The following is a 23,553-nucleotide window of genomic DNA, read 5'->3' on the forward strand; positions in this document are numbered from 1 at the left end:
GGGTGGGCTACTATTTGTCGGCACGCCTCGGGGTGTGGCGCAGCTTGGTAGCGCGCTTCGTTCGGGACGAAGAGGTCGTCGGTTCGAATCCGGCCACCCCGACCAGAGGCCAAAAGGCCAGGTGAGAAGTAGTCTCACCTGGCCTTTTGTCATGCCCTGGGCCCTCTCCTGCGCCGCGGGATGGCGGCCCGCCCTCCGCCGGTCAGGCCAGTCGCTGGGAGCGGGTCGCGGTCACCGTGGCGACGCCGCTGGTGGAGATACTGCGTGTGGCTGAGCGAACCGGTGCCGTCGCCGTTGTCGACCAGGCTGACCCCTTCTGAGCCCCGTAGCCGAACCGGTGACAGATCACAAGCGTCCCGCCACGGGCAGTTGATCGTTCTTCCTGGCAAGGTTGATGTCATGGCCGCCATGATCCGATCCCGCCTGACCGATTGGACCACCCTCCTACCCCTGATCGCGGTCCTGGTGCTCGCGGCCACCTGGGGCCGGGAGCTGCCCGGTCCGCTGATCGTGGTGGTGGCCGCGCTGCTCGCCGGGGCGGTGCTCGCCGCCGTGCACCACGCCGAGGTGGTGGCGCACAAGGTGGGCGAGCCGCTCGGCTCCCTGGTGCTCGCGGTGGCGGTCACCGTGATCGAGGTCGGTCTCATCGTCACTTTGATGATCAGCGGCGGCGACAAGACACAGGCGCTGGCCCGGGACACCGTCTTCGCCGCCGTGATGATCACCTGCAACGGGATACTCGGCCTGTCGCTGCTGCTCGGCGCGCTGCGCCGGCGGGTGGCGGTGTTCAACCCGGAGGGTACGGGTGGGGCGCTGGCCACCGTGGCCACGCTCGCCACCCTCAGCCTGGTGGTGCCGACCTTCACCAGCCGGCCCGGCCCGCAGTTCTCCCCCGCACAGCTCGCCTTCGCCGCGGTCGCTTCGCTCGCCCTGTACGGCCTGTTCGTGATGGTGCAGACCGGCCGGCACCGCGACTACTTCCTGCCGGTGACGCAGGAGGGCAGCATCATTCCCGAGGACGCCGACGGCGACGGGCACGCCGACCCGCCGTCGGGGCGTACCGCCCTGGCCAGCCTGGTGCTGCTGGTCGTGGCGCTGGTCGCGGTGGTCGGCGACGCGAAGACCATCTCCCCGGCGATCGAGGCGGGCGTCGAGGCGGCGAACCTGCCGCAGGCGTTCGTCGGCGTGGTCATCGCCCTGCTGGTGCTGCTGCCGGAGACCCTCGCCGCCGCTCGGGCGGCCCGCCGGGACCGGGTGCAGATCAGCCTCAACCTGGCGCTCGGTTCGGCCATGGCCAGCATCGGCCTGACCATCCCGGCCATAGCGCTGGCCTCGATCTGGCTGGAGGGCCCGTTGTTGCTGGGCCTCGGCGGCACCCAGATGACGCTGCTCGCGCTGACCGCGGTGACCGGCGTGCTCACCGTGGTGCCGGGTCGCGCGACCGTGCTCCAGGGCGGGGTCCACCTGGTGCTGCTCGCCGCGTTCGTCTTCCTCGCCGCCAGCCCGTGACCGCCGCCAGCCCGTGACCGTCGCCAGCGGCGGTCAGTCGTGCAGCTCGGTGCGGGCGACCTCGGCGAACGCGGCCGTCAGGTAGTCGGCCAGGGGCCGGCCGGTGGCCGCCAGCAGGTCGGCGACGAGCAGCGGGGCGTGCCGGGCGATCGCGGCCGGATCAGGCGGCGCGTCGTCGTCGCCCGGGTCGTAGACGCCGAGCGCGCTGGCCAGCAGCACCAGCAGCACGTGCGGGTCGACGTCGGGCCGCCAGGCCGCGGTGGACCGGACGCACCGCTCCAGCACCTGTCGGACGTCGTCGCCGTCCAGCCCGTCGGGGTGGCTCTCCTCCAGCAGCAGCCGGACCACCCCGCCGAGCACCAGCCCGGCCCGGTCGGCGGAGGTGAGCCGCTCCACCGCCGGCTCGTACGCCGCACCGTCGCGCTCGACGGCAGCGGTCACGGCCTCCGTGGCGGCCTCGGCGATCTCCCGGGCGGATGCGGGGAGGTGGCGCCAGGTCGTGGTCACCGGGCCAGCATGGCAGACCGCACCGACAGGTCGCCGGTGAGCCGCACCAGCGGCGCCCTGCCGGGCCGGCCGGGATGTTTCGACCCCGAATATCCGGGGCACCGAGATCCGCACTGTTGATCGAGCGGCACGCGGCGCCCGAGATGCCGGATGCGCTCGGTCGTACGTCATGACAGGACCGTGGCACGCGACGCGCGTACCGGAATTGGAGCTGACCGTGAGCACACCGGAACTCACACCGTTGTCCCTCGACGAGCTGGCCGCAGAGGCGGCGACCGCACTGCCCACGAAGGAGGTGATCTCCCTCCTCGACCTCAACGTGGACCTCGACCTCGGGCTGGATCTCGCGGCGCCGATCGACCTCGCGGTGGCCGCCAACGCCAACGTCGCCGCCCCGATCGACGCCGCCGTGGGTGCCAACATCCTCTCCACGGGCTCGACCGCGGCCGCCCTGTCCGACCAGGGCGTCCTCATCGACCAGACCATCTCCGGCCACGCGATCGCCACCGCTCCGCAGGACAGCGCGATCGACCAGTCCAACGACGTGATCGACGACGGCACGACCGACCCGGGCACCACGGACCCGGGCACCACCGACCCCGGCACCGGTGACACGACCGACGGGGACGTCACCGTCCCGACCGACCCGGCCTCGATCCTCGACGGCGACCTGCTGAACGTCGACGTCAACGTGGCCCTCGACGCCGACCTCGCCGCGCCGGTCGCCGGCGCGGTCGCCGCCAACGCCAACGTCGCGGCCCCGATCGACGCCGCCGTCTCCGCAAACGTCGCGTCGGTGGACTCCAGCGCCACCGCCATCTCCCAGCAGGACGCGATCATCACCCAGCACCTCGACGACGTGACGGCGCGGGCCACGGCCGACCAGCAGGCCGAGATCACCCAGTAGCGCGATGACTGTCATCTCGCCGTCCGGCCCGATCACCTCGCCGGGGCGGGGCACCGTCAGCACGGTGCTCCGCCCCGCGGGGGGTCCCCGACCGGACCCGGACACCGCCGAGGCCGCCGGATCCGGCGCGCGGGAGGTCGTGCCCGCCCATGCGCCCGGACTGGAACTGCTGGGCGAACTGCCGGGCTCCGGGTACCGCCAACCACCCGGGCTGGTACGGCGGGCCGACGGCCAGACCTGCCAGCTCACCCGGCTGCTGTACCTCGTTCTCGAGGCGATGGACGGCCGGCGCGGCTACCCGGAGGTCGCGGCGGTGGTCAGCCGGAGGATCGACCGTCTGGTCACCGCGGACAACGTCCGGATGCTGACCGAGCAGAAGCTGCGCCCGCTCGGGCTCATCCGGCGATCCGACGGCTCCGCGCCGACGGCACGTAAGGCCAATCCGCTGCTGGCGCTGCGGTTCCGGCTCGTGGTCTCCAACCCCCGGGTGACCCGACGGATCACCCGGCCGTTCGCGGTCCTGTTCCGCCCCCTGGTCGTCGCCCTCGTCCTGGTCGCCTTCCTGCTGTCCACCGGATGGGTGCTGTTCGAGAAGGGGCTCGCCTCCGCGACCCACCAGGTGTTCGACAGGCCGGGTCTGCTGCTGCTGGTTTTCGCGATCACCATCGTCTCGGCCGGCTTCCACGAGTTCGGGCACGCCGCGGCCTGCCGGTACGGGGGCGCCACCCCCGGCACCATGGGTGTCGGCCTGTACCTGGTCTGGCCCGCCTTCTACACCAACGTCGACGACAGCTACCGCCTGGGACGGGCGGGCCGGATCCGCGTCGACCTCGGCGGCCTGTACTTCAACGCGATCGTCGCGGTGGCGATCTTCGCCACCTGGGCGGTCACCCGGTGGGACGCGCTGCTGCTCGTCATCGTCGCCCAGGTCCTGCAGATGCTCCGGCAACTGGCACCGTTCGTCCGCTTCGACGGCTATCACATCCTGGCGGACCTGACCGGGGTGCCGGACCTCTACGCCCGCATCAAGCCGACGCTGCTCGGCCTGCTCCCGACCCGGTGGAACCGCCCGGAGTCCAAGGTGCTGAAGCCGTGGGCCCGGGTGGTGGTGACCCTGTGGGTGCTGATCGTGGTGCCCCTGCTCCTGATCACGCTGGTGCTGATGGTGACGGCCCTGCCCCGTGTCGTGGCGACCGCCTGGCAGGGCCTGCAGCGCCAGTCCGTGCTCCTGGTCGCGAACTGGGTGGACGGGGACGTCCCCAGCATCGGCGTCCGGCTGCTGTCCGTGCTCGCCATCTGCCTGCCCCTGCTCGGCACGGCGTACCTCCTGATCCGGCTGGTGCGGCGGACGGTCCGCTCGGTCTGGCGGGCCACGGCGGGCCGGCGGCTGCACCGCGTCGGCGCGGTGGTGGCCGGCGGCGCGCTGGTGGCGGCGCTGGTCTGGGCCTGGTGGCCGGACCCGGCGACGTACCGGCCGGTGCAGGAGCACGAGCGCGGCACCGTCGCCGACGCACTGCCCGCCGGGCAGCGGCATTCCGCCGTGCCGGCGGTCGAGCCGACGCTCCGGGTCGGGGAGCGGCGGACGGTGACCACCGTCTGGCCCGGCGCCACCACGCCACCCACCCCGGGCGAGCAGCGACTGGCGCTCGTCCTGGTGCCCCGGGAGCCCGCCTCGCCCGCCGCCGGCGGGCATCCGCGATCGACCTGGGTGTTTCCGTTCAACCCGCCCGAGGCGCCGGGCCCGGGAGACAACCAGGCCCTGGCGGTCAACACCCGGGACGGCTCCACCGTCTACGACGTGGCGTTCGCTCTCGTGTGGGCCGACGGGACCGAGGGCGACGTCGACAACCGCAACGAGGCGTACGCCCTGGCGAGCTGCCGGGACTGCCGCACGGTGGCGGTCTCGTTCCAGGTGGTGCTCGTCGTGGGGCCCGCCGACGTGATCGTGCCGGAGAACGTGTCGGCGGCCGTGAACTACTCCTGCCGGGACTGCCTGACGTACGCGGTGGCCTCGCAACTCGTGTTCACCGTGCCCGAGGGGCTGAGCGACGACACGAAGGACCGCATCACCGCGCTGTGGCGGGAGATCGAGCGGTTCGGCCAGCACGTCCGGGGGCTCGGTCCGCAGGAGATCCAGGCCCGCCTGGAGGGGTTCAAGGCGCAGATCGTGGCGATCATCGGGTCGGACCCGGCAGTCGCGGCGACGGCCGGCGGCACGCCCTCCCCGACCGCGGCGGTCCCGAGGCCCGCCACCGGCCTGACCCCCGATCCCACCGACACGCCGTCCGTCGCACCGTCGGCGCCCGCCGGCTCCACCACGCCGGCGGCCGAGACCCCGTCGCCCGCGGACTCCGCGTCCACCGTGCCGGGAGCCACTTCGTCGGGTACGGCCCCGGAGGCTGCGCCGTCGCCCACGCCGGTCGAGGGGTCACCGTCGACCGCCACGGCCGAGGAGTCGCCGTCGGCCGCCACGGTCGAGGGGTCGGAGATGCCGGCACCGACGCCGATCGGCTGAGACCCACCTCACCCCGTGAGCAACGGGGTGAGGTGGGCCACCCGAAAACCGTTCGCCGCCTGTCGTACCCCGGCAACAGAATCCAGGCATGCTGCGCCGCGCCCTGCCCGCCCGTCCCGAAGCCCGCCGGATCCTGATCGGCACGCTGCTGTCGGCCGTCGGGCGCGGCCTCACCCTGCCGTTCCTGTTCATCTACCTCACCGACGTACGCGGGCTGAGCGACGCCCGCGCCGGTCTGGTGATCGGCTGGTTCGGCGCGGTGACGCTGGCGCTGTCGCCGCTGGGCGGCACGCTGATCGACCGGTTCGGCGCGCGTCGGGTGGTGCTGCCCTGCCTGGCGATCGAGGCGGTCGGCACCGGCTCGCTGGCGCTTGTCGACTCGACGGCGTCGGCGTTCGGCGTGATGACGCTGATCGCCATCGGCAGCTCGGCGATCTGGTCCGGCCAGAACACGATTCTCGCCTCGCTCACCGGCGACGGTGAGCGGCAGCGGGTGTTCGGGTTGAACTTCGCGCTGCTCAACCTGGGCATCGGCGTGGGCGGCCTGATCTCCGGCGCGGTGATCGACGTGGCCCGGCCGGTCACCTTCCAGGCCATCTACCTGCTGGACGCGCTGAGCTACCTGATGCCGGGCCTGATCCTGCTGACCCTGCCGCATGTCGGCCACCGCCTGGTCGAGGACCGGTCGGCGGATGCCGCACCGGGGGCCGGGGGCTACCTCGCCGTGCTGCGGGACCGGCCGTTCCGCCGGCTGGTCATCTTCGGCCTGGTCCTCACCACCTGCGGCTACGCGCAGATCGAGGTGGGCTTCGCCGCGTACTCGGTGCGGGTGGTGGAGGTGTCACCTCGGGTGGTGGCGTGGGCGCTCGCCGGCAACACCGTGATGATCGTGCTCTCCCAGCTGCTGGTGATCCGCCGGATGGAGGGCCGGAGCCGGACCGGTGCCCTCGCGGCGGTGGGCGCGGTCTTCGCGACCGCCTGGCTGGTCCTCGGCGCGGCCGGCCTGGTGGGCACGGGCAACGCGCTGCTCGCGGCGCTCGGCGTGGTGGCCTGCTCGGCGATCTTCGGGTTCGGCGAGACGATGCTGTCGCCGGTGATGCCGGCGCTGACCAACGCGCTCGCCACCGACGAGCTGCGCGGCCGTTACAACGCCATGAGCTCGATGATCTTCGGGATCAGCGGCGTCATCGGCCCGGTCACCGCGGGGCCGCTGATCGGGGCGGCGCACGGCCGGCTCTGGGTGGCGGTCGTGGTGGGCGGGTGCCTGACCGCCTCGGTGCTGGCCCTGTCGCTGCGCCGGCTGCTCACCGGCGCCCAGGACGGCCGCGTCGCCGCCGTGGTCCCCGAGCCGGAGCCGGCGCACGCCTGAGCGCCTGTCGCGGCACACGAACGGGCCCCGGAGCATCCGCTCCGGGGCCCGTCGGTTGTGCGGGTCGGCCGTCAGGCGGCCGGGACCTCCGCGGTGGTCTGGATCCGGTCCAGCGCCGGCGCGGAGACCGGCGACTTCTCGGTCAGGTACGCGGTGAAGGCGTCCAGGTCGATCAGGCCGGTGACGGCGTTCGTGCCACCGGTGAGGACGCTGAAGCCGTCGCCACCGCCGGCGAGGAAGTTGTTCACCGTGACCCGGTAGGTCGCGGTGTCGGTGACCGGGGTGCCGTTGATGGTGAGGCTGCCCCGGACCACGCGGGTGCCGGTGCACGGCGACGCGGCCGGCGCGGTGGTGCCGTTGACGTCGACGACGTAGTGCACGGTGGAGGACGCGTACAGCACCTTGGCGGTGGTGAACTGCTGCTCCAGCATGCAGTAGAGCTGGGCGCCGGTCAGGTCCAGGGTCACCAGGTTGTTGGCGAACGGCTGGACGGTGAACGCCTCGGCGTAGGTGACGGGGCCGGCGTCGAGGTCGGCGCGGACACCACCGGGGTTCATGAACGCGGCGACCGCGTTCTGCTCGTTGTCGGTGGCGGCGAGCTGGGCGTCGGCGATCACGTTGCCGAGCGGCGACTCACCGGTCTGGTACGTCGGCTTGCCGTTGACGTCGACCCCGGTCTGGTACAGGTTCTCCTGGGTCTTGGTGAGCACGCCCGTGGTCTCGCCGACCACCTTGTCGGCCACCGGGCCGAGGGCGGTCTTGTAGCGGGTGATCAGGTCGTTCGTGGCCTCGTCCGGGTCGACGGTCCGGGTCACCACGACGTTGTTCGCCGAGGCGCTGACGATGTCCCTGCTCCGCCGGTCGATCTTCAGGTCGATGTCGGTGACCAGGCGGCCGAAGGAGCTGGCGCTCGTGACGAGCTTGCCGTTGATGTTGCAGTTGTAGGCGGCGTGGGTGTGCCCGCTGACGATCACGTCGATGGACGGGTCCATCCGGTTCGCGATGTCAACGATCGGGCCGCTGAACCCGGTGCAGTCGTTGATGCCGCCGCCGTTCTGCACGCCACCCTCGTGCAGCAGCACGACGATGGCCTCCACGCCCTGCTTGCGCAGGATGCGGGCGTACTTGTTGGCGGTGTCCGCCTCGTCGGCGAAGGACAGCCCGGCGACGCCCTGCTGGCTGACGATCTGCGGGGTGCCCTCCAGGGTCATCCCGATGAAGCCGATCTTTACGCCGTCGATCTTCTTGATGCCGTACGGCGGCAGCAGCGGCTTGCCGGTGGCGGTCTTGAAGGCGTTCGCCGAGAGGTACTGGAACTCGGCGCCCTTGAACGGGGTGCCGTCGGCGCAGCCGTCGACCGGGTGGCAGCCGCCGTTCTGCATCCGGAGCAGCTCGGTGGCGCCCTCGTCGAACTCGTGGTTGCCGACGCTGGTGAACTCGAGCCCGGCGAGGTTCATCTCCTCGATGGTGGGCTCGTCGTGGAACGCGGCGGAGAGCAGCGGGGAGGCGCCGATCAGGTCGCCCGCGGCGACCGTGACGGTGTGGTCCCGCTCCTTCTTCGTGGTGCCGCGCAGCGCGTCGAGGTGAGCGGCCAGGTATGCCGCGCCACCGGCGAGCTGCCCGTCGATGGTGCCGCTGGAACCGGTCGGCGGCTCCAGGTTGCCGTGGAAGTCGTTGATGGCGAGCAGCTTGACGTCGATCGGCTTCGGGCGGGCCTCGGCCTGGTCGGGGTGTACGGCGACCGCGGTGAACGCGGTGGCGGCGAGTGCGGCCAGGCCGACGGCGGCCCGGCGGCGCATCCCGGGGACGGACATGGAACTCCTCGTGAGATACCGGCGCGTGGTGTCCGGACGATGGTTCGCCCGGTGACCCTGATCCGTGCCGTGACAGGGGTCGATCGCGGAAGGCGGCAGTCGGGGGACACCGCCCCGCCGGGGGCAAGCTTCTCATCCGCGGGACGAGAGGTCGACCGGAGCGGCACAAGGAATGGTGAATATGGACGGCGACCTGTACCGGTCTGCCCGACGAGTCGGACATGACGGGCAGGTGAAATCCTTCACGGCTCTCCGCTGTCACCGGCGTGCAGTAGGAAAGGAGCCATGACGTCGAACGGCACCACCTGGACCGTGGACTCGGTGCGCTCCGCGGACGGCACCACGATCGCCTACGAGACGGCGGGCGACGGGCCGCCGATCATCCTGGTCGGCGGGGCCTTCAACGACCGGGGCACCACCCGCCCGCTGGCCGCCGCGCTCAGCGCCGACTTCACCGTGTACGGCTACGACCGCCGGGGTCGCGGCGACAGTGGTGACACCGGGCCCTACGCGGTGCAGCGCGAGATCGAGGACGTGGCGGCCCTGATCGACCGGGCGGGCGACGGGGCCCACCTCTACGGCCTCTCCTCCGGGGCGATCCTCGCCGCGTACGTGGCGGCGGAGGGGGTCCCGGTCGCCGGGCTGGCCCTCTTCGAGCCGCCGTTCCAGGCCGGTCCGCACGGCGGCCGGAAGGCGGGGCTGGCTGAGCGGCTGAGCGAGCTTGTGTCGGCCGGCCGGCGCGACGACGCGGTCGCCCTCTTCCTGACCGACGCGGTCGGCGTGCCCGCCGAGGCGGTCGGCGGGATGCGCGACGCCCCCGAGTGGGGCTGGATGGCAGGGCTGGCGCACACCCTGGCCTATGACACCACGGTCACCGGCTACGGGGGCCTGCCCGCCGACCGGCTCGCGGCGATCGCCGCCCCCACCGTGGTGGTGGACAGCACCGGCAGCCCGCCGTGGCTGCGGGACGCCGCCGTGGCGACCGCCGAGGCGATCCCCGGGGCCACCCACCTCAGCCTGGCGGGTGGCTTCCACGAGGTGCCGCCGGAGGTGCTGGCTCCCGCGCTGCGCGACGCTCTGCTCGGCTGAATCCGCTCGGGCTGACGGGACGGCGTCGAGGGACCCCCTTCACGCCCACGGCGCCGGCTCCCAGGGACCAGGGAGCCGGCGCCGTGCGCGGGGCGGACCAGCAGGAGGGTGCGGCACCTGCTGATCCACGATCAGGTGTCGGGCGGGCACGCCGTCGACGCTGCCAATGTCACCGAGAAACGCTTGCGTCGACAACCTCTGCGCAGGCAAATACAACCACCGGGTGGCTGATCCCGACCGAACGGTGACCGGTTCTGCCGGTCCGCCCGGTAGCGCTCCCGGCCGACGCTCCGGCGCCTCGACGTTCAGAACCAGCAGGTCCGCCCGGCGGCGTGGCTGACCTGGACGGTGTGCGTCACGCAACCGCCGTCGGCCACCCGGTGCAGCAGGAAGGCGGTCGGCTCGGCGACCCAACCGATCTCCTCCTCCTCCGTCATGGCCAGGCTGACCTGCATCCAGGTGCTCGGTGCGGTGGTCAGCACCGTCCCGGCGAACGCGCTGGTCACCGGCCGGTGCAGGTGCCCGGCGGCAACCCGGACCACATGGGGGTGGCGCCCGATCACCTCGGCGAGGGCGGCGGCGTCGGTGAGCCCCATGGCGTCCATGGCCGGGACGCCGACCGCGACCGGCGGATGGTGCAGGCAGACCACGGCGGGCACCTCGGCACGGCCGGCGAGCACGCCGTCGAGCCAGCCGAGCTGCTCGTCGCCCAGCCGCCCGGCATCGCTGCCGGGGGCGAGCGAGTCGAGCACCACGAGCGTGCCGTCCGGCTGGTCCACGTGGTAGTAGGCCGAGAATCCGCCACCCAGGTACGGGGTGCCGCCGAAGGTGTCGAGCAGCGACTCCCGGTCGTCGTGGTTGCCCGCGGCGAGATGGACGGGCAGCGGGAAGCGTCCGATGATCTCGCGCAGCGCGAGGTACTCGTCCGGCCGGCCGTTGTTCACCAGGTCGCCGGTGATGACCACACAGTCCGGCCGGGGGCGCAGGGCGAGCACCCGGCCGAGCGCCCGGTGCAGCCCCGACGCCGGCTCGGCCGCGAGCGGGCCGGTGGTCACGTGCGGGTCGCTGAGCTGGGCGATGAGCATCGGCGCCTCCTGACGAGCCCGGGACCCTCACGCTATCGCCGCCGCACCCCACCGCGGGGCCCCGTCACCCACAGGTCGCGTCCACAGCCTGTGGATAGCACATGTGTACGAAGGTCGCCGGCTGGCCCGCTGGGTACCCTTGATCGCGCCCCGCCCCCTCCGAGCAGGAACGACGTGGATCACGAGCGAGTCGTCCGGGACGTCACGGTCCGCCTTCCGATGGCGTCGACCGCGCTGGAGGCGTGCCAGTGGACCGTCGCGGCGCTGGCCCGGCACACCCCGGCGACGATCTCGATCCTGCTCCAGGTCCACGACCGGCTGCGCTGCGTCGCGGCCACCGGAGCGTGGCAGGTCTTCTCCACCGTGCCGCTGAGGAACCCGAGCGACAACTCCGGCCCGCCGCGCCGGGACCAGGAGCGGTCGATCGTGGCCCGGGTGTACGACTCCGGCGAGCCCGCCACCGTCCCCGACGTGACCGCCGACCCCGACTACCTCCCGGTGCGCCCCGACGTCACCGCCGAGATCTGCGTGCCGGTGCGGGACCGGGCCGGCCGGCCGCTCGGCGTGCTGGACCTCCAGTGGAGCGGCCCGGTCGAGATCGACCGGTGGCGGAAGACCGCGCAGCGGCTGGCCGACCGGCTCGGCGCCCGGATCGCCGCGCTCGACGGCCCGCCGGCCGAGAGCCGCAGCGAGAAGCTGCTCCGGCACGCCGCCGCGATGACCACCGCACCCACCGACTGGGACCTGATGACCGCCGCGATCGCCGCGGCCCGGGACGTCTCGGCGCTCTCCGCCGCCGTGCTGATCCTCCCCGGCCCGCGCGAACCCCGGCTGGGCACGCCGACGGGCACCCCCGGAGCGCTGGAGGCCCGGATCCGGGCCGAGCTGGCCGAGGCCGGGCCGGCGGCGCTCGCCCGGATGATCGCCCGCGCCCACCGGCACGGCTCGGCGTACACGCTGGGCGAGGAGGGGCATCCGCCGACCGAGGACTACCTGCCGCTGACCCGGGCCGGCGCGCGCACCCTCGTGGCGGTGCCGGTCGGCCCGGCGGAGGGCGGCGGCGTGCTGCTGGTCGCGGACGAGCGGCTGCTGCGCCCGGACCCGACCACGGTCAACCTCATCGAGCTGCTGGCCGGGCAGGCGTGGATCTGCCTCGACCGGCTGCGTACGCTCGCCCGGCTGCGCGAGCAGGCCAGCTCGGATCCGCTCACCGGGCTGCGCCACACCGGGCCGTTCGGGCAGCGGATCGCGAGCGCCACGCCGGGGCGTACCGCCCTGCTGGCCATCGACGTGGACGGCTTCAAGGACGTCAACGACACGTACGGCCACCAGGCCGGCGACCAGCTGCTGGTGGGGCTGGCCCGGGCGCTGGAGGGTGCGTTGCGCCAGGGCGACGAGCTGTACCGGACCGGCGGCGACGAGTTCGTCGCGGTGATCGAGGTGAGCCGTCCGGAGGAGGCCGTACGGATCGCCGAGCGGCTCACCGAGGCCGCCCGCCGTACCGGCCGGACGATCAGCGTCGGCGTCGCCCTGCCACGGCCGGGCGAGACCCCGGAGCGGACCCTGCGCCGCGCCGACCAGGCCCTCTACGCCGTCAAGCGGGACGGCCGCGACGGCGTGCACCTCTCCGCCGCCTGACCGGCGCGGCCACCCGCACCAGGTTGGCGGAGCGGACGCCGGCCGGCGATCAGCGGGTCAGCTCCCTGGCCAGCAGTTCGGCGATCTGGGCGGTGTTCAGGGCGGCGCCCTTGCGCAGGTTGTCGCCGGTGACGAAGAGGTCGAGGGCGCGCGGGTCGTCGACAGCGCGGCGGATCCGGCCGACCCAGGACGGGTCGGTGCCCACCGCGTCGATCGGCATGGGGAACTCGCCGGCGGCCGGGTCGTCGACAAGGATCACGCCGGGCGCGTTGCGCAGCACCTCACGGGCGCCCTCGGCGTCAACCTCGGTGGCGAAGACCGCGTGCACGGCGACCGAGTGACCGGTCACCACGGGCACCCGGACGCAGGTCGCGGAGACCTTGAGGTCGGGCAGCCCGAGGATCTTGCGCGACTCGTTGCGCATCTTCAGCTCCTCGGACGACCAGCCGCCGTCCGCGAGCGAGCCGGCCCAGGGCACCACGTTGAGCGCGAGCGGCGCCGGGAACGGGCCCAGCTCGTCGCCGACCGCCTGCCGGACGTCGCCCGGCCGGGAGCCGAGCGCCCGGTCCCCGGCGATCTTGCCGAGCTGGGCGTGCAGCGCGTCCACGCCGGCCTGCCCGGCCCCGGAGACCGCCTGGTACGAGGCGAGCACCAGCTCGCGCAGCCCGTACTCGCGGTGCAGCGGAGCGATCGCCACGATCATCGCCAGGGTGGTGCAGTTGGCGTTGGCGATGATCCCCTTCGGCCGGTTGCGCACCTGCTCGGGATTGATCTCGGGGACGACCAGCGGCACGTCGCGGTCCATGCGGAACGCGCCCGAGTTGTCCACGGCGACGGCGCCCCGGCCGACGGCGACCGGCGCCCACTCGGCCGAGACCTCGTCCGGGACGTCGAACATCGCCACGTCCACCCCGTCGAACGCCTCGGGGGTGAGCGCCTGGACGGTCAGCGACTCGCCCCGGCACTGGATCTGGCGGCCGACGGAGCGCTCGGAGGCGAGCAACCGGATCTCGCCCCACACGTTGCGCCGGGAGGAGAGGAGCTGGCACATCACCGTGCCGACGGCGCCGGTCGCCCCGACCACGGCGAGGGTGGGCAGCGACGACATCCGCGCTACCGCCCGGTGCCGGCGTAGACGACGGCTTCGGTGTCACCGCCCAGTTCGAAGGCGTCGTGGATGGCCCGGACCGCCTTGTCGAGGTCGGTGTCCCGGCAGACCACGGAGACCCGGATCTCCGAGGTGGAGATCATTTCGATGTTCACCCCGGCCGCGCCGAGGGCGGCGAAGAAGCCGGCCGCGACACCCGGGTGCGAGCGCATGCCGGCGCCGATCAGGGAGACCTTGCCGACGTGGTCGTCGTAGAGCAGGCCCTTGAACTTGACCTGCTCCTGGATCTTGCTGAGCGCGGCCATGGCCGTCGGGCCGTCGGTCTTGGGCAGCGTGAAGGAGATGTCCGTGCGGCCGGTGCCCTCGGTGGACACGTTCTGCACGATCATGTCGATGTTGATCTCGGCGCCGGCCACGGTGTCGAAGATCCGCGCGGCGGCGCCCGGCTCGTCGGGCACCCCGACGATCGTGATCTTCGCCTCGCTGCGGTCGTGGGCGACCCCGGTGATCAGTGCCTGTTCCACAGGAAGGTCCTCCATCGATCCGGTGACCATCGTGCCGGTGTTGGTCGAGTATGACGAACGGACGTGGATCGGCAACCCTGCGCGCCGGGCGTACTCGACGCTGCGCAGGTGCAGCACCTTGGCGCCGCAGGCGGCCAGTTCCAGCATCTCCTCGTAGGTGATGTGCTTGATGTGCCGGGCGTTCGGCACGATCCGCGGGTCGGCCGTGAAGACGCCGTCCACGTCGGTGTAGATCTCGCAGACGTCCGCGTCGAGCGCCGCGGCGAGGGCCACGGCGGTGGTGTCCGACCCGCCCCGGCCCAGCGTGGTGACGTCCTTGGTGTCCTGCGAGACGCCCTGGAAGCCGGCCACGATGACCACCGCGCCCTCGTCCAGCGCGCCCTTGAGGCGGCCCGGGGTGACGTCGATGATCCGCGCCCGGCCGTGCACCGAGGTGGTGAGCACGCCGGCCTGCGAGCCGGTGAACGAGCGCGCCTCGTACCCCAGGTTGTGGATGGCCATGGCGAGCAGCGCCATGGAGATCCGCTCGCCGGCGGTGAGCAGCATGTCCAGCTCGCGGCCGGGCGGCAGCGGGCTGACCTGGTTGGCCAGGTCGAGCAGCTCGTCGGTGGTGTCTCCCATGGCGGAGACCACCACGACCACGTCGTCGCCGGCCTTGCGGGCGGCCACGATGCGCTCGGCCACCCGCTTGATCCGCTCGGCGTTGGCGACGGAGGACCCGCCGTACTTCTGCACCACGAGTGCCACGACGGTGCACTCCCTCCCAGCGACGACCCTGAGCGTGCCGGCGCCGCCGGTTTCTTCGGTCCGGCGGCGCGTGTCAGACCTCCCCAGGGTATCGGGCGGCGGTTGGCGCCGGGTCGGGTGATCCCACCATCCGGCCCGGCGTGGGCCGGTCACCGGCACCGGCCCGGCCGCGCGACACGCCGGCCGGAACACCCGCCCGGAGGGCTCCCGGTAGCCCGGCCGGCACCGCAGAATGTCCCGGTGCACGCACACCGACGCGCGGCCCGGCGACTGACCGGCGCCCTGGCGCTCACCCTGCCCGCGCTCCTGGTCGCCTGCACCGCCGACCCGCCGAGCCCGGCCCCGACCAGCACCGCCGACCCGGTCCCGGTCGAGGCGGACGCGGCCCGGGACGAGCTCGCCGCGCTGGCCGCCGCCGCCCAGGACCGGCACCTCACCGCCACGTACGCCTTCGAAGCGGCCGACGGGGCGACCCGGACGGTCACGGTGACCAGCGCGAACGACGGCACCTGGCGGGTGGACGTGCCCGGTTGGGGGCAGGGCGGCACGGTCGACGTCTCGCTCGCCGCCACCGGCGACGGGCTCTTCCAGTGCGCCCTGCCCTCGGCCGGTTGGGCACAGCCGGCGGGCTGCGTACGCCTCGGCGACGCCGACGACGCCGTGCCCCGCAGGCTGGATCCTCGGGTGCAGCACCCGTTCACCGACTGGCTGGACGTGCTCACCGACCGGCGCGCCCCGCTCGCCGTCTCGCCGGCCGCCCCGCTGCCGGGGGTGAGCGGCGAGTGCTACTCGGTCGAGTCGACCTCGGCCTCGCTGAACGCCCCGCTGGACGTGGGGATCTACTGCTACCTGCCGGACGGCACCCCGGCCGCGGTCCGGGCCGCCTTCGGCACGCTGAAGCTGGCCGGCGAGCCGGGCGCGGCGCCGGCCACCGTGCCGCTGGCGGGGCCGGTCACCGAGGGCGAGCCGGTGAGCCGGGACGCGCCGTCGCCGACCGACAGCCCGGGCGCGGGAACGTCCTGACCCTCATGTCCGTTACGGGTGCTCTTGACCACATCTGCCGAGGCGGCTGGTGAGGGCAAAACGCCCATCTGGGATGCTTCCCCGCATGCCCGACCTCACCCCGCTGCTCGCCTTCCGCTGGAGCCCGCGCGCCTTCGACCCGGCCGCCGAGCTGACCGGCGACGAAGCCACCTCCCTGCTGGAGGCCGCCCGCTGGGCGCCGTCGGCCGGCAACGCCCAGCCGTGGCGCTTCGCGCTCGGCCACCGGCAGGACGAGACGTGGAAGCGGGTCCTGGTCAACCTGCCCGAGGGCGACCAGCGCTGGGTGCGGCACGCCGCCGCCCTGGTCGTCGGCGCGCACACCGGCGGCGACCCGGAACGGGCCGCGTACGACCTCGGCCAGGCCGTCGCCCACCTGACCGTGCAGGCCACCGCGCTCGGCCTGCACGTGCACCAGCTCACCCGCTTCGACCGCGCCGGCCTCGCCGCCGAGCTGGACCTGGCGGTCGAGATCCGGCCCCTGGTGGTGGCCGCGGTCGGCCGGCTCGGGGACCCGACCGCGCTCCCCGAGGACCTGCGGGACCGGGAGACCGCCCTGCGCCGCCGCCGGCCGCTCGCCGCCCTGCTGCTGCGCTGACTCCGTGCGGCGGGCGCGGCCGGGTCAGATGCCGCGCGCGGCGCGGAGCAGGGCGGCGCCCACCTCGGTGTTGCGGTAGAGCACGTGCCGCCCGGCCCGGGACCGGGCGATCAACCCGGCGGCGTGCAGCGCGGAGAGGTGCTGGGAGACGTTCCCGGCGGACATCCCGGTGAGCCGGGCCAGGTCGGTGGTGGTCACCGCCGAGTCGAGCAGGTGCAGCAGCGCGGCCCGGCCGGCGCCGACCACCCGGACCAGCGGATCCCCGGGCGGGGTCGGGGCCTGCTCCCAGAGCGTCCCGACGGCCCGGACCGGGTACGCCCCGGCCGGCAGCGAGTCCTCCAGCAGGTTCCACAGCACCCGCCGGTCGGTGAACACGCTCGGGTTCAGCGCCAGCCCGCGCCCACGGAGGTCGAAGTCCCGCTCGAACGGGTCGTCGCTGACCACCCGGTCGCCCAACCAGCGCAGGCTCGGGTGGAGCTGCGCGAACAGCCGGCCGGCGCCGCCCTCGGCGAGCTGGGTGGCGCGGTACGCGACGTCGGCGTCCAGCAACGCGCGCATCCGCGTCCAGTCCGGGGCGATCGCCTCGTCGTACCAGATCCGCATCGCGTCGACGACCTGCGGCAGCAGCCCGCGGGGATCGGCGAGCAGCGCCAGCCCGAACGGGCTCAGCGGCCCTCGCGGGGTGGTCGCCAGCAGGTCCTGGACCACCACGTCCGGCGGCGTCGACGCGATCTGGTCGAGCTGGTCGGTCATCTCCATGCCCGGCCGGGCCGCCGGCGTGAGGAAGTCGGGCAGCCAGCGGCGCGGCCGGGTCAGCTCCACCAGCGGGCGGACCCGTTCGGCGACGTCCGGACGGCGCAGCGTCAGCCGGGCCCGGTCGATCCAGGGCAGGTGCACGGCGTAGCGGACCGGATCGGCCAGCGCCCACATGCTCATGACCGTCTCGTTGGCCGGCGAGACGGCGAACCGCACTCCCGCGACGTCGGCCAGGCTGAACCGCAACTCGGACACGCGCACCCCCGGACGCAGGATTCGGCCCAGCCTAAAAGGCTCGACCGGAACGTGGGGGGCGCGGTTCACTCACCGGCCATGGGGGCCAGAGACACCATCCGCACCGCCGTCCGGCACGTCGTACCGCCGGCCGGTCTGACCCGCGCCCTGGCCGTGCAGGCCATGGTCTACGCCGTCGGCAACGGCCTGTTCCAGGCCGGCAGCGCGGTCTTCTTCACCCGGGCGCTCGGGCTCAGCGCCGCCCAGGTCGGGCTGGGCCTGTCCATCGCGGCCGGGGTGTCGCTGCTGGGCACGGTGCCGCTGGGCGGGCTCACCGACCGGTACGGGCCGCAGCGGGTCTGGGTGGTCGCGCTGGTGCTGGACGGGGCGCTCTTCGCGACGTACCCGTTCGTGGGCGGGTTCGCCGGGTTCCTCGCCGTGGTGGTGGCGCTGGCCGCCGTGGACGCCGCGGCCGGCGTGGCGCGGCAGGTCTACTCGATCAACGCGCTCCCCCCGGGTGAACGGGTCACCGCGATGGCCTACCAGCGCTCGTTGCTGAACGTCGGGTTCGGGCTCGGCGCCGCGATCAGCGGCCTGGTGCTGGCGGTGGACACGATCGCGGCGTACCGGGGGATGGTCTGGTTCATCGCGGCGGTGTTCCTGGTGACGTCGCTCTTCGTGCGGCGGCTGCCCCGGCTGCCCGAGGTGGCCCGGCCGGCCGAGCCGATGAGCCGGCTCGCCGTGCTTCGCGACCGCCCGTTCATGGCGGTGTCCCTGCTCTCGGGGCTGCTCACCGCGCACCAGACGCTCTACCTGACGGTGATGCCGCTCTGGATCCTCACCCACACCGATGCGCCGAAGACGGTGATCGCCGGGCTGGTGCTGCTCAACACGGTCCTCATCGTGCTGCTCCAGGTACGCGCCAGCCGGGGCGCCGACACCGCGCCGGGCGCCGCCCGGGCGTCCCGCCGGGGCGCCCTGCTGATCGCCCTGTTCTGCCTGGTCCTGCCGGTGTCCGGGGTGACCCGGGGCACGCTCACGCTGGTGGTGCTGGTGGCCGCCGCGATGCTGCTGATCGTGGCCGAGCTGGTCGAGTCGGCGGGCACCTGGGGGCTCACCGCCACCCTGCCGCCCGCCACCCAGCGCGGCGCGTACGTGGGGGCGTTCCGGCTCGGCACGCAGTTGCAGTACCTGATCGCCCCGGCGGGGCTCACCGCCCTGGGGGTGACCACCGGCGGCTGGGGGTGGTACCCGACTGCCGCGGTCTTCGCGCTGGTCGGGCTGGCGATCGTGCCCGTGGTGGCCTGGGCCGGCCGGACGCCGCGGCTGGGCGCCGTGGCGCCGGAAAAGACCGTGACACCGGTCCCATAGTCCGGACCTGCCTTCCCACCACCCGTCCCACCACGTAGGGTGACCCTGTCATGTGGCGCGCGTACCTTCTTCTTGGCTGCCGCGACGAGGCCTGACCGGCCGGCACCTCGTCGCGGAGTTGAACCGCGCCGTCCAGCACATCCGAACTTCTTCTCGGCACCGCCGCGCACCGTCGCCCGGCATCTCGCCGACACCTTCCGATCTGCTGACGCCACATGTTCCCAGGGAGCACTCCGAGATGGCTCAACCTGTCACCGACGCCGAGACCGATCCGATCGCCCGCCAGCGCCCCAGCCGGATGCCGTTCCAGCGTTACCTGCCTTATGACCAGCAGTTCCGCTTCGAGCTGCCCGACCGCGCCTGGCCCACCCGCCGCGTCGAGGCCGCGCCCCGCTGGTGCGCCGTCGACCTCCGCGACGGCAACCAGGCCCTGATCGACCCGATGTCGCCGGAGCGCAAGCGCCGGATGTTCCAGCTCCTGGTGCAGATGGGCTACAAGGAGATCGAGGTCGGCTTCCCCTCGGCGAGCCAGACCGACTACGACTTCGTCCGGCAGCTGATCGAGCAGAACCTCATCCCGGAGGACGTCACCATCCAGGTGCTGACCCAGTGCCGGGAGCACCTGATCGACCGGACCTTCGAGTCGCTGCGCGGCGCGCGCCGGGCCATCGTGCACTTCTACAACTCCACCTCGACGCTGCAGCGCCGGGTGGTCTTCGGCCTGGACCGGGACGGCATCACCGACATCGCCACGACCGGGGCCCGGCTCTGCCAGAAGTACGCGGAGATCCACACCCCGGACACCGACATCCACTACGAGTACTCGCCGGAGTCGTACACCGGCACCGAGCTGGAGTACGCGCTGGAGGTCTGCGCCAAGGTCATCGAGGTGGTCGACCCCACCCCGGACCGGAAGCTGATCGTCAACCTGCCGGCCACCGTCGAGATGGCCATGCCGAACGTCTACGCCGACTCGATCGAGTGGATGCACCGGCGCCTGCCCCGCCGGGACAGCCTGGTGCTGAGCCTGCACCCGCACAACGACCGGGGCACCGGGGTGGCCGCCGCCGAGCTGGGCCTGCTGGCCGGCGCCGACCGGATCGAGGGCTGCCTGTTCGGCAACGGCGAGCGCACCGGCAACGTCGACCTGGTCACCCTGGGGCTGAACCTGTTCTCGCAGGGCATCGACCCGATGATCGACTTCTCGAACATCGACGAGGTCAAGCGCGCCGTCGAATACTGCAACCAGCTGCCGGTGCACGAGCGCCACCCGTACGCGGGCGACCTGGTCTACACCGCCTTCTCCGGCTCGCACCAGGACGCGATCAAGAAGGGCTTCGACGCGCTGCACACCGACGCGGCGGCGGCCGGCGTGCCGGTCGACGAGTTCACCTGGGCCGTGCCCTACCTGCCGATCGACCCGAAGGACCTGGGCCGCACCTACGAGGCGGTCATCCGGGTCAACTCGCAGTCCGGCAAGGGCGGCGTCGCGTACATCATGAAGTCCGAGCACCAGCTCGACCTGCCGCGCCGCCTCCAGATCGAGTTCTCCGGCGTGGTCCAGCAGGTCACCGACCACGACGGCGGCGAGGTCGAGCCGGGCACCATGTGGGAGATCTTCGCCCGCAACTATCTGGTCGACCACCAGGTCGACCCGGCGGTCACCCTGGCCGGCTACGCCATCGGCACCGCCGAGGGCAAGGTCGAGATCGAGGCCCGGGTCGGCTACGACGGCGAGGTCCACCCGCTCACCGCGGTCGGCAACGGCCCCATCGACGCGTACGTCAACGCGCTCCAGTCGCTGGGCGTGGCGGTACGCGTGCTCGACTACCACGAGCACGCGCTCTCCTCCGGCGGGGACGCGCAGGCCGCCGCGTACGTGGAGTGCGAGGTGGACGGCCGGACCGTCTGGGGCGTCGGGATGGACGCCAACATCGTGACCGCCTCCATCAAGGCGGTCACCAGCGCGGTCAACCGCGCCCGCGCCTGAGTTCGTCGAGTGAGAGGCCCCCCGTCGACGGGGGGCCTCTCACTTGTCCGGCGGCGTCGAGGCGGGCAGCGACGGGCAGGGCTGGGCGCCGGGTGCGGTCCGCTCCGGCCGGTGGATCAGCAGCCCGGCCAGCACCGCCCCGGCCAGCAGCAGGCCGGCGCACCAGAGCATCGCCCCGCGGAACGCGCCGGCCAGCGCGGCCTTCTGCTCGTAGCCGCCGCCGGAGAGGCCGACCAGCAGCGGCAGCGCGGCCACCGCGAGCAGGCCGCCGGCCCGGGCGGCGGCGTTGTTGAAGCCGCTCGCCACCCCGGCGAACCGGTCCGCCACCGCGGCCAGCACGGACGCGGTCAGCGGGGCGACCACCAGGGTGAGCCCCGCGCCGAACAGGAGGACCCCGGGCAGCACGTCCACCCAGTACGACGCCCCGGGGCCGACCCGGCGCAGCAGCAGCAGGCCGGCCGCGGCCACCACCGGGCCGACGGTGAGCGGCAGCCGGGGGCCGATCCGCGCGGCGAGCGCACCGGCCCGGGCCGAGCCGACCAGCAGCAGCAGGGTCATCGGCACGGTGGCCAGGCCGGTGAGCAGCGCCGACCAGCCGACCACGTTCTGCAGGTAGACGGCGAGGAAGAAGGTGAAGCCGCCGAGGGCCGCGTAGACGACCACCGTGAAGATGTTCAACACCGAGAAGAGCCGGCTGCCGAACAGCCCGGTGGGCAGCATGGCGGTGTCGCCGCGGCGCCGCTCCACCAGCACGAAGACCACCGCGCCCAGCACCCCGACCACCGCCGCGGCCAGCACCGCCGGGGAGCCGGCGCCACGCGCCGGCGCGTCGATGAGGGCGTACGTGACGCCGCCGAGGGCCAGGGCGCCGAGCAGCGTGCCCGCCACGTCGAACGTCCGGCCGGCTCCGGTACGCGAGGCGGCCTCGTCCCGGCTCTCCGGCACCCAGTGCAGCGCGGCGAACACCACCCCGACGGCCAGCGGCAGGTTGACGAAGAAGATCCACCGCCAGGAGAGCGTGTCGATCAGCCAGCCGCCGAGGAGCGGGCCGAGCGCGGTGGACACCCCGGAGAGCCCGGACCAGGTGCCGATCGCCCGGGCCCGGTCGTCCGGGTGGAAGCTGGCCTGGAGCACGGCGAGCGAGCCGGGGGTGAGCAGCGCCCCGCCGGCGCCCTGGAGGAACCGGGCGGCGATCAGCCAGCCGGTGCCCTGGGCGAACCCGCAGAGCATCGACGCCACGGCGAACCACACCACCCCGAGCAGGAAGATCCGCCGCCGCCCGAACCGGTCACCGAGCGCGCCGCCCAGCAGCACGAAGGCGGCCAGCATGAGCAGGTACCCGTTGACCGTCCACTGAAGACCGGCCACGGTGGCGTCGAGTTCGGCGCCGAGCCGGGGCAGCGCCACGTTGACGACGGTGCTGTCCAGGAAGACCATGCCGGAGGCGAGGATCGCCGCGAGCAGGGTGCCGCGCCCGGCGGCGGTGCCGATACGCAGCGCGGGAGCGGGAGCGGTCATGGGTAACCACTCTGCCGGGCCCTCCACTTCCGACGCCACGAATCTGGGAAACCGTCGCCGGGTACTGTGCGGACTCGCCGGGAGCACGCAAGCTGGAGAGGTGTCGTCTGTGCGTACGAGATCAGGAGCCCGTGCCGGGATGGCCGCCGCGCTCACCGCGGTGCTCGCCCTCGGCGCCACCGGATGCGTGCCGGTCGACGAGCCGGACACGCCGCCCAGCAGCGCCGGCAACGTCGACCAGCAGCTCGGTGAGCTGACCGTCGCCGCCGCCGGTTCGATGAAGGGCTACAGCCGGACCCGCTTCCCGCACTGGCGGGACACCGGCAAGAACTGCGACGTGCGGGACAGCGTGCTGCAGCGCGACGGCGAGGGCATCAAGCTCTCCGGCTGCAACGTGGTGGGCGGCCGCTGGGAGAGCGCGTACGACGGGCTCACGCTGGCCGATCCGGCCGACGTGGACATCGACCACATGGTGCCGCTGGCCAACGCCTGGCGCTCCGGCGCCGACGAGTGGGACGACTCGAAGCGCGGCGACTTCGCCAACGACCTGACCCGGCCGCAGCTCATCGCGGTTTCCCTCCGTTCCAACCGGGCAAAGGGTGACCAGGACCCGTCCCAGTGGAAGCCGGCGAACCGGTCGTTCTGGTGCCAGTACGCCGCGGACTGGGTGACGGTCAAGCACTACTGGCGGCTGACGGTGACCACTGCCGAGAAGGCCGCCCTCACCGACATGTTGGAGGGCTGCACATGGGCGAACAAGCCGTGACCGGGGCCGGCGGCGCGCCGGCGCCGGAGGGAACGCCGGACACCACCGGCGGGGACGCCGCGGCGGCCGCCGGCGGCGCGACCGCGCCCGGCCCGACCTCGGCCGGCATGACGGCCGACGGCACGCCGGCCGCCCCCGCCGACGTCTCCGGGGCCGGGATGTCCGCCGACGCCACCCCGACGGCGCCCGCGGCGGCCCCGCCGGCGCCCGGCGCCCCGGAACGGACCAGCGACATCACCGCCGGCCCGGGCGGGGTGATGACCGACGAGGTCGGCGTGGTGACCGGCGACCTGACGCTGCGCACCGAGTACGCCGACGGGCACGTCACCCTGCGGGTGCAGTACAAGGACGCCGACGAGTGGTACGCGGTGACCGGTGGCCGGGTGCCGCTGGCCGACCCGGCCGCGCTGGACGCCGTGCACACCGTCGCGGTGGCCCTGCTCCACCGTCCCGAGGGCTGACCCGCT

19 protein-coding genes and 1 tRNA gene are annotated in these 23,553 nt (G+C 73.4%); 13 read left to right on the forward strand and 7 right to left on the reverse strand.

All coding sequences use genetic code 11. The features are described from left to right. The first annotated feature begins 28 nt into the window (after positions 1–28). Positions 29–105: transfer RNA gene (locus tag ABZ452_RS12675), tRNA-Pro, on the forward strand. 303 nt (positions 106–408) lie between these two features. Next, positions 409–1,509 carry an ionic transporter y4hA gene (locus ABZ452_RS12680; RefSeq protein ID WP_357942004.1) on the forward strand — a complete coding sequence of 367 codons (1,101 nt, stop codon included), beginning with the start codon at positions 409–411 and terminating at the stop codon, positions 1,507–1,509. 33 nt (positions 1,510–1,542) lie between these two features. Here the strand turns inward: ABZ452_RS12680 and ABZ452_RS12685 are convergent, their stop codons facing one another. Continuing rightward, positions 1,543–2,016: a hypothetical protein gene (locus ABZ452_RS12685; protein ID WP_357941870.1), complete on the reverse strand. Its 474-nt coding sequence runs from the start codon at positions 2,014–2,016 to the stop codon at positions 1,543–1,545. Positions 2,017–2,233: 217 nt separating this feature from the next. Between ABZ452_RS12685 and ABZ452_RS12690 the strand changes: the two genes are divergently transcribed. The 3 genes from ABZ452_RS12690 (at position 2,234) to ABZ452_RS12700 (ending at position 6,807) form a co-directional block, all read left to right on the forward strand. Continuing rightward, positions 2,234–2,923 carry a hypothetical protein gene (locus tag ABZ452_RS12690; RefSeq protein WP_357941872.1) on the forward strand — a complete coding sequence of 230 codons (690 nt, stop codon included), beginning with the start codon at positions 2,234–2,236 and terminating at the stop codon, positions 2,921–2,923. A 4-nt stretch (positions 2,924–2,927) separates the two neighbouring features. Then, a complete protein-coding gene (locus ABZ452_RS12695; protein WP_357941874.1) occupies positions 2,928–5,438 on the forward strand; it encodes a hypothetical protein in 2,511 nt (836 codons plus the stop codon). A gap of 88 nt (positions 5,439–5,526) precedes the next feature. Next, positions 5,527–6,807 (forward strand): MFS transporter, encoded by a 1,281-nt coding sequence (locus ABZ452_RS12700; protein ID WP_357941876.1) that lies wholly within the window; start codon positions 5,527–5,529, stop codon positions 6,805–6,807. A gap of 71 nt (positions 6,808–6,878) precedes the next feature. On the opposite strand, the gene ABZ452_RS12705 is transcribed toward ABZ452_RS12700, so the two are convergent. Then, positions 6,879–8,621, reverse strand: coding sequence for a bifunctional metallophosphatase/5'-nucleotidase (locus ABZ452_RS12705; RefSeq protein ID WP_357941878.1), 1,743 nt, complete (start codon positions 8,619–8,621; stop codon positions 6,879–6,881). Between the two features lie 285 nt (positions 8,622–8,906). On the opposite strand from ABZ452_RS12705, the gene ABZ452_RS12710 reads away from it, so the two are divergent. Continuing rightward, complete coding sequence (locus ABZ452_RS12710) at positions 8,907–9,710, forward strand: alpha/beta hydrolase (RefSeq protein ID WP_357941880.1); 804 nt, start codon at positions 8,907–8,909, stop codon at positions 9,708–9,710. A gap of 305 nt (positions 9,711–10,015) precedes the next feature. Here the strand turns inward: ABZ452_RS12710 and ABZ452_RS12715 are convergent, their stop codons facing one another. Then, the gene (locus ABZ452_RS12715; RefSeq protein WP_357941882.1) at positions 10,016–10,795 is read right to left on the reverse strand and encodes a phosphodiesterase; all 780 of its coding nucleotides are present in this window, start codon (positions 10,793–10,795) and stop codon (positions 10,016–10,018) included. A gap of 174 nt (positions 10,796–10,969) precedes the next feature. Between ABZ452_RS12715 and ABZ452_RS12720 the strand changes: the two genes are divergently transcribed. Continuing rightward, positions 10,970–12,433, forward strand: a complete 1,464-nt coding sequence (locus ABZ452_RS12720) for a diguanylate cyclase (RefSeq protein WP_357941885.1) — start codon at positions 10,970–10,972, stop codon at positions 12,431–12,433. Between the two features lie 49 nt (positions 12,434–12,482). On the opposite strand, the gene ABZ452_RS12725 is transcribed toward ABZ452_RS12720, so the two are convergent. Both ABZ452_RS12725 and ABZ452_RS12730 read right to left on the reverse strand, forming a co-directional pair. Next, complete coding sequence (locus ABZ452_RS12725) at positions 12,483–13,541, reverse strand: aspartate-semialdehyde dehydrogenase (RefSeq protein WP_357941887.1); 1,059 nt, start codon at positions 13,539–13,541, stop codon at positions 12,483–12,485. Positions 13,542–13,546: 5 nt separating this feature from the next. Then, the gene (locus ABZ452_RS12730; protein WP_151462326.1) at positions 13,547–14,812 is read right to left on the reverse strand and encodes an aspartate kinase; all 1,266 of its coding nucleotides are present in this window, start codon (positions 14,810–14,812) and stop codon (positions 13,547–13,549) included. A 240-nt stretch (positions 14,813–15,052) separates the two neighbouring features. Here ABZ452_RS12730 and ABZ452_RS12735 point away from each other — a divergent pair, with 240 nt between their 5' ends. Beyond that, positions 15,053–15,835 (forward strand): hypothetical protein, encoded by a 783-nt coding sequence (locus ABZ452_RS12735; protein WP_357941890.1) that lies wholly within the window; start codon positions 15,053–15,055, stop codon positions 15,833–15,835. An 85-nt stretch (positions 15,836–15,920) separates the two neighbouring features. Continuing rightward, positions 15,921–16,451: a nitroreductase family protein gene (locus ABZ452_RS12740; protein WP_357941892.1), complete on the forward strand. Its 531-nt coding sequence runs from the start codon at positions 15,921–15,923 to the stop codon at positions 16,449–16,451. 24 nt (positions 16,452–16,475) lie between these two features. On the opposite strand, the gene ABZ452_RS12745 is transcribed toward ABZ452_RS12740, so the two are convergent. Further along, entirely contained in the window at positions 16,476–17,462 is a 987-nt protein-coding gene (locus tag ABZ452_RS12745; RefSeq protein ID WP_357941894.1) for an ArsR family transcriptional regulator, read from the reverse strand. Positions 17,463–17,540: 78 nt separating this feature from the next. Between ABZ452_RS12745 and ABZ452_RS12750 the strand changes: the two genes are divergently transcribed. Continuing rightward, positions 17,541–18,812 (forward strand): MFS transporter, encoded by a 1,272-nt coding sequence (locus tag ABZ452_RS12750; RefSeq protein ID WP_357941896.1) that lies wholly within the window; start codon positions 17,541–17,543, stop codon positions 18,810–18,812. Positions 18,813–19,050: 238 nt separating this feature from the next. Then, entirely contained in the window at positions 19,051–20,802 is a 1,752-nt protein-coding gene (gene leuA / locus ABZ452_RS12755) for a 2-isopropylmalate synthase (protein WP_357941898.1), read from the forward strand. A 39-nt stretch (positions 20,803–20,841) separates the two neighbouring features. Here leuA and ABZ452_RS12760 read toward each other — a convergent pair whose 3' ends face one another. Next, on the reverse strand, positions 20,842–22,320 hold the full coding sequence (locus ABZ452_RS12760; protein WP_357941901.1) for an MFS transporter: 1,479 nt from the start codon (positions 22,318–22,320) through the stop codon (positions 20,842–20,844). A 139-nt stretch (positions 22,321–22,459) separates the two neighbouring features. Here ABZ452_RS12760 and ABZ452_RS12765 point away from each other — a divergent pair, with 139 nt between their 5' ends. Then, positions 22,460–23,086 (forward strand): HNH endonuclease family protein, encoded by a 627-nt coding sequence (locus ABZ452_RS12765; RefSeq protein ID WP_357942006.1) that lies wholly within the window; start codon positions 22,460–22,462, stop codon positions 23,084–23,086. Next, a complete protein-coding gene (locus ABZ452_RS12770) occupies positions 23,068–23,547 on the forward strand; it encodes a hypothetical protein (RefSeq protein ID WP_357941904.1) in 480 nt (159 codons plus the stop codon). Before ABZ452_RS12765 ends, ABZ452_RS12770 begins: the two co-directional genes overlap by 19 nt. Positions 23,548–23,553: the final 6 nt, after the last annotated feature.

Source organism: Micromonospora sp. NPDC005707 (genome assembly GCF_040631005.1).
Taxonomy (GTDB): domain Bacteria; phylum Actinomycetota; class Actinomycetes; order Mycobacteriales; family Micromonosporaceae; genus Micromonospora.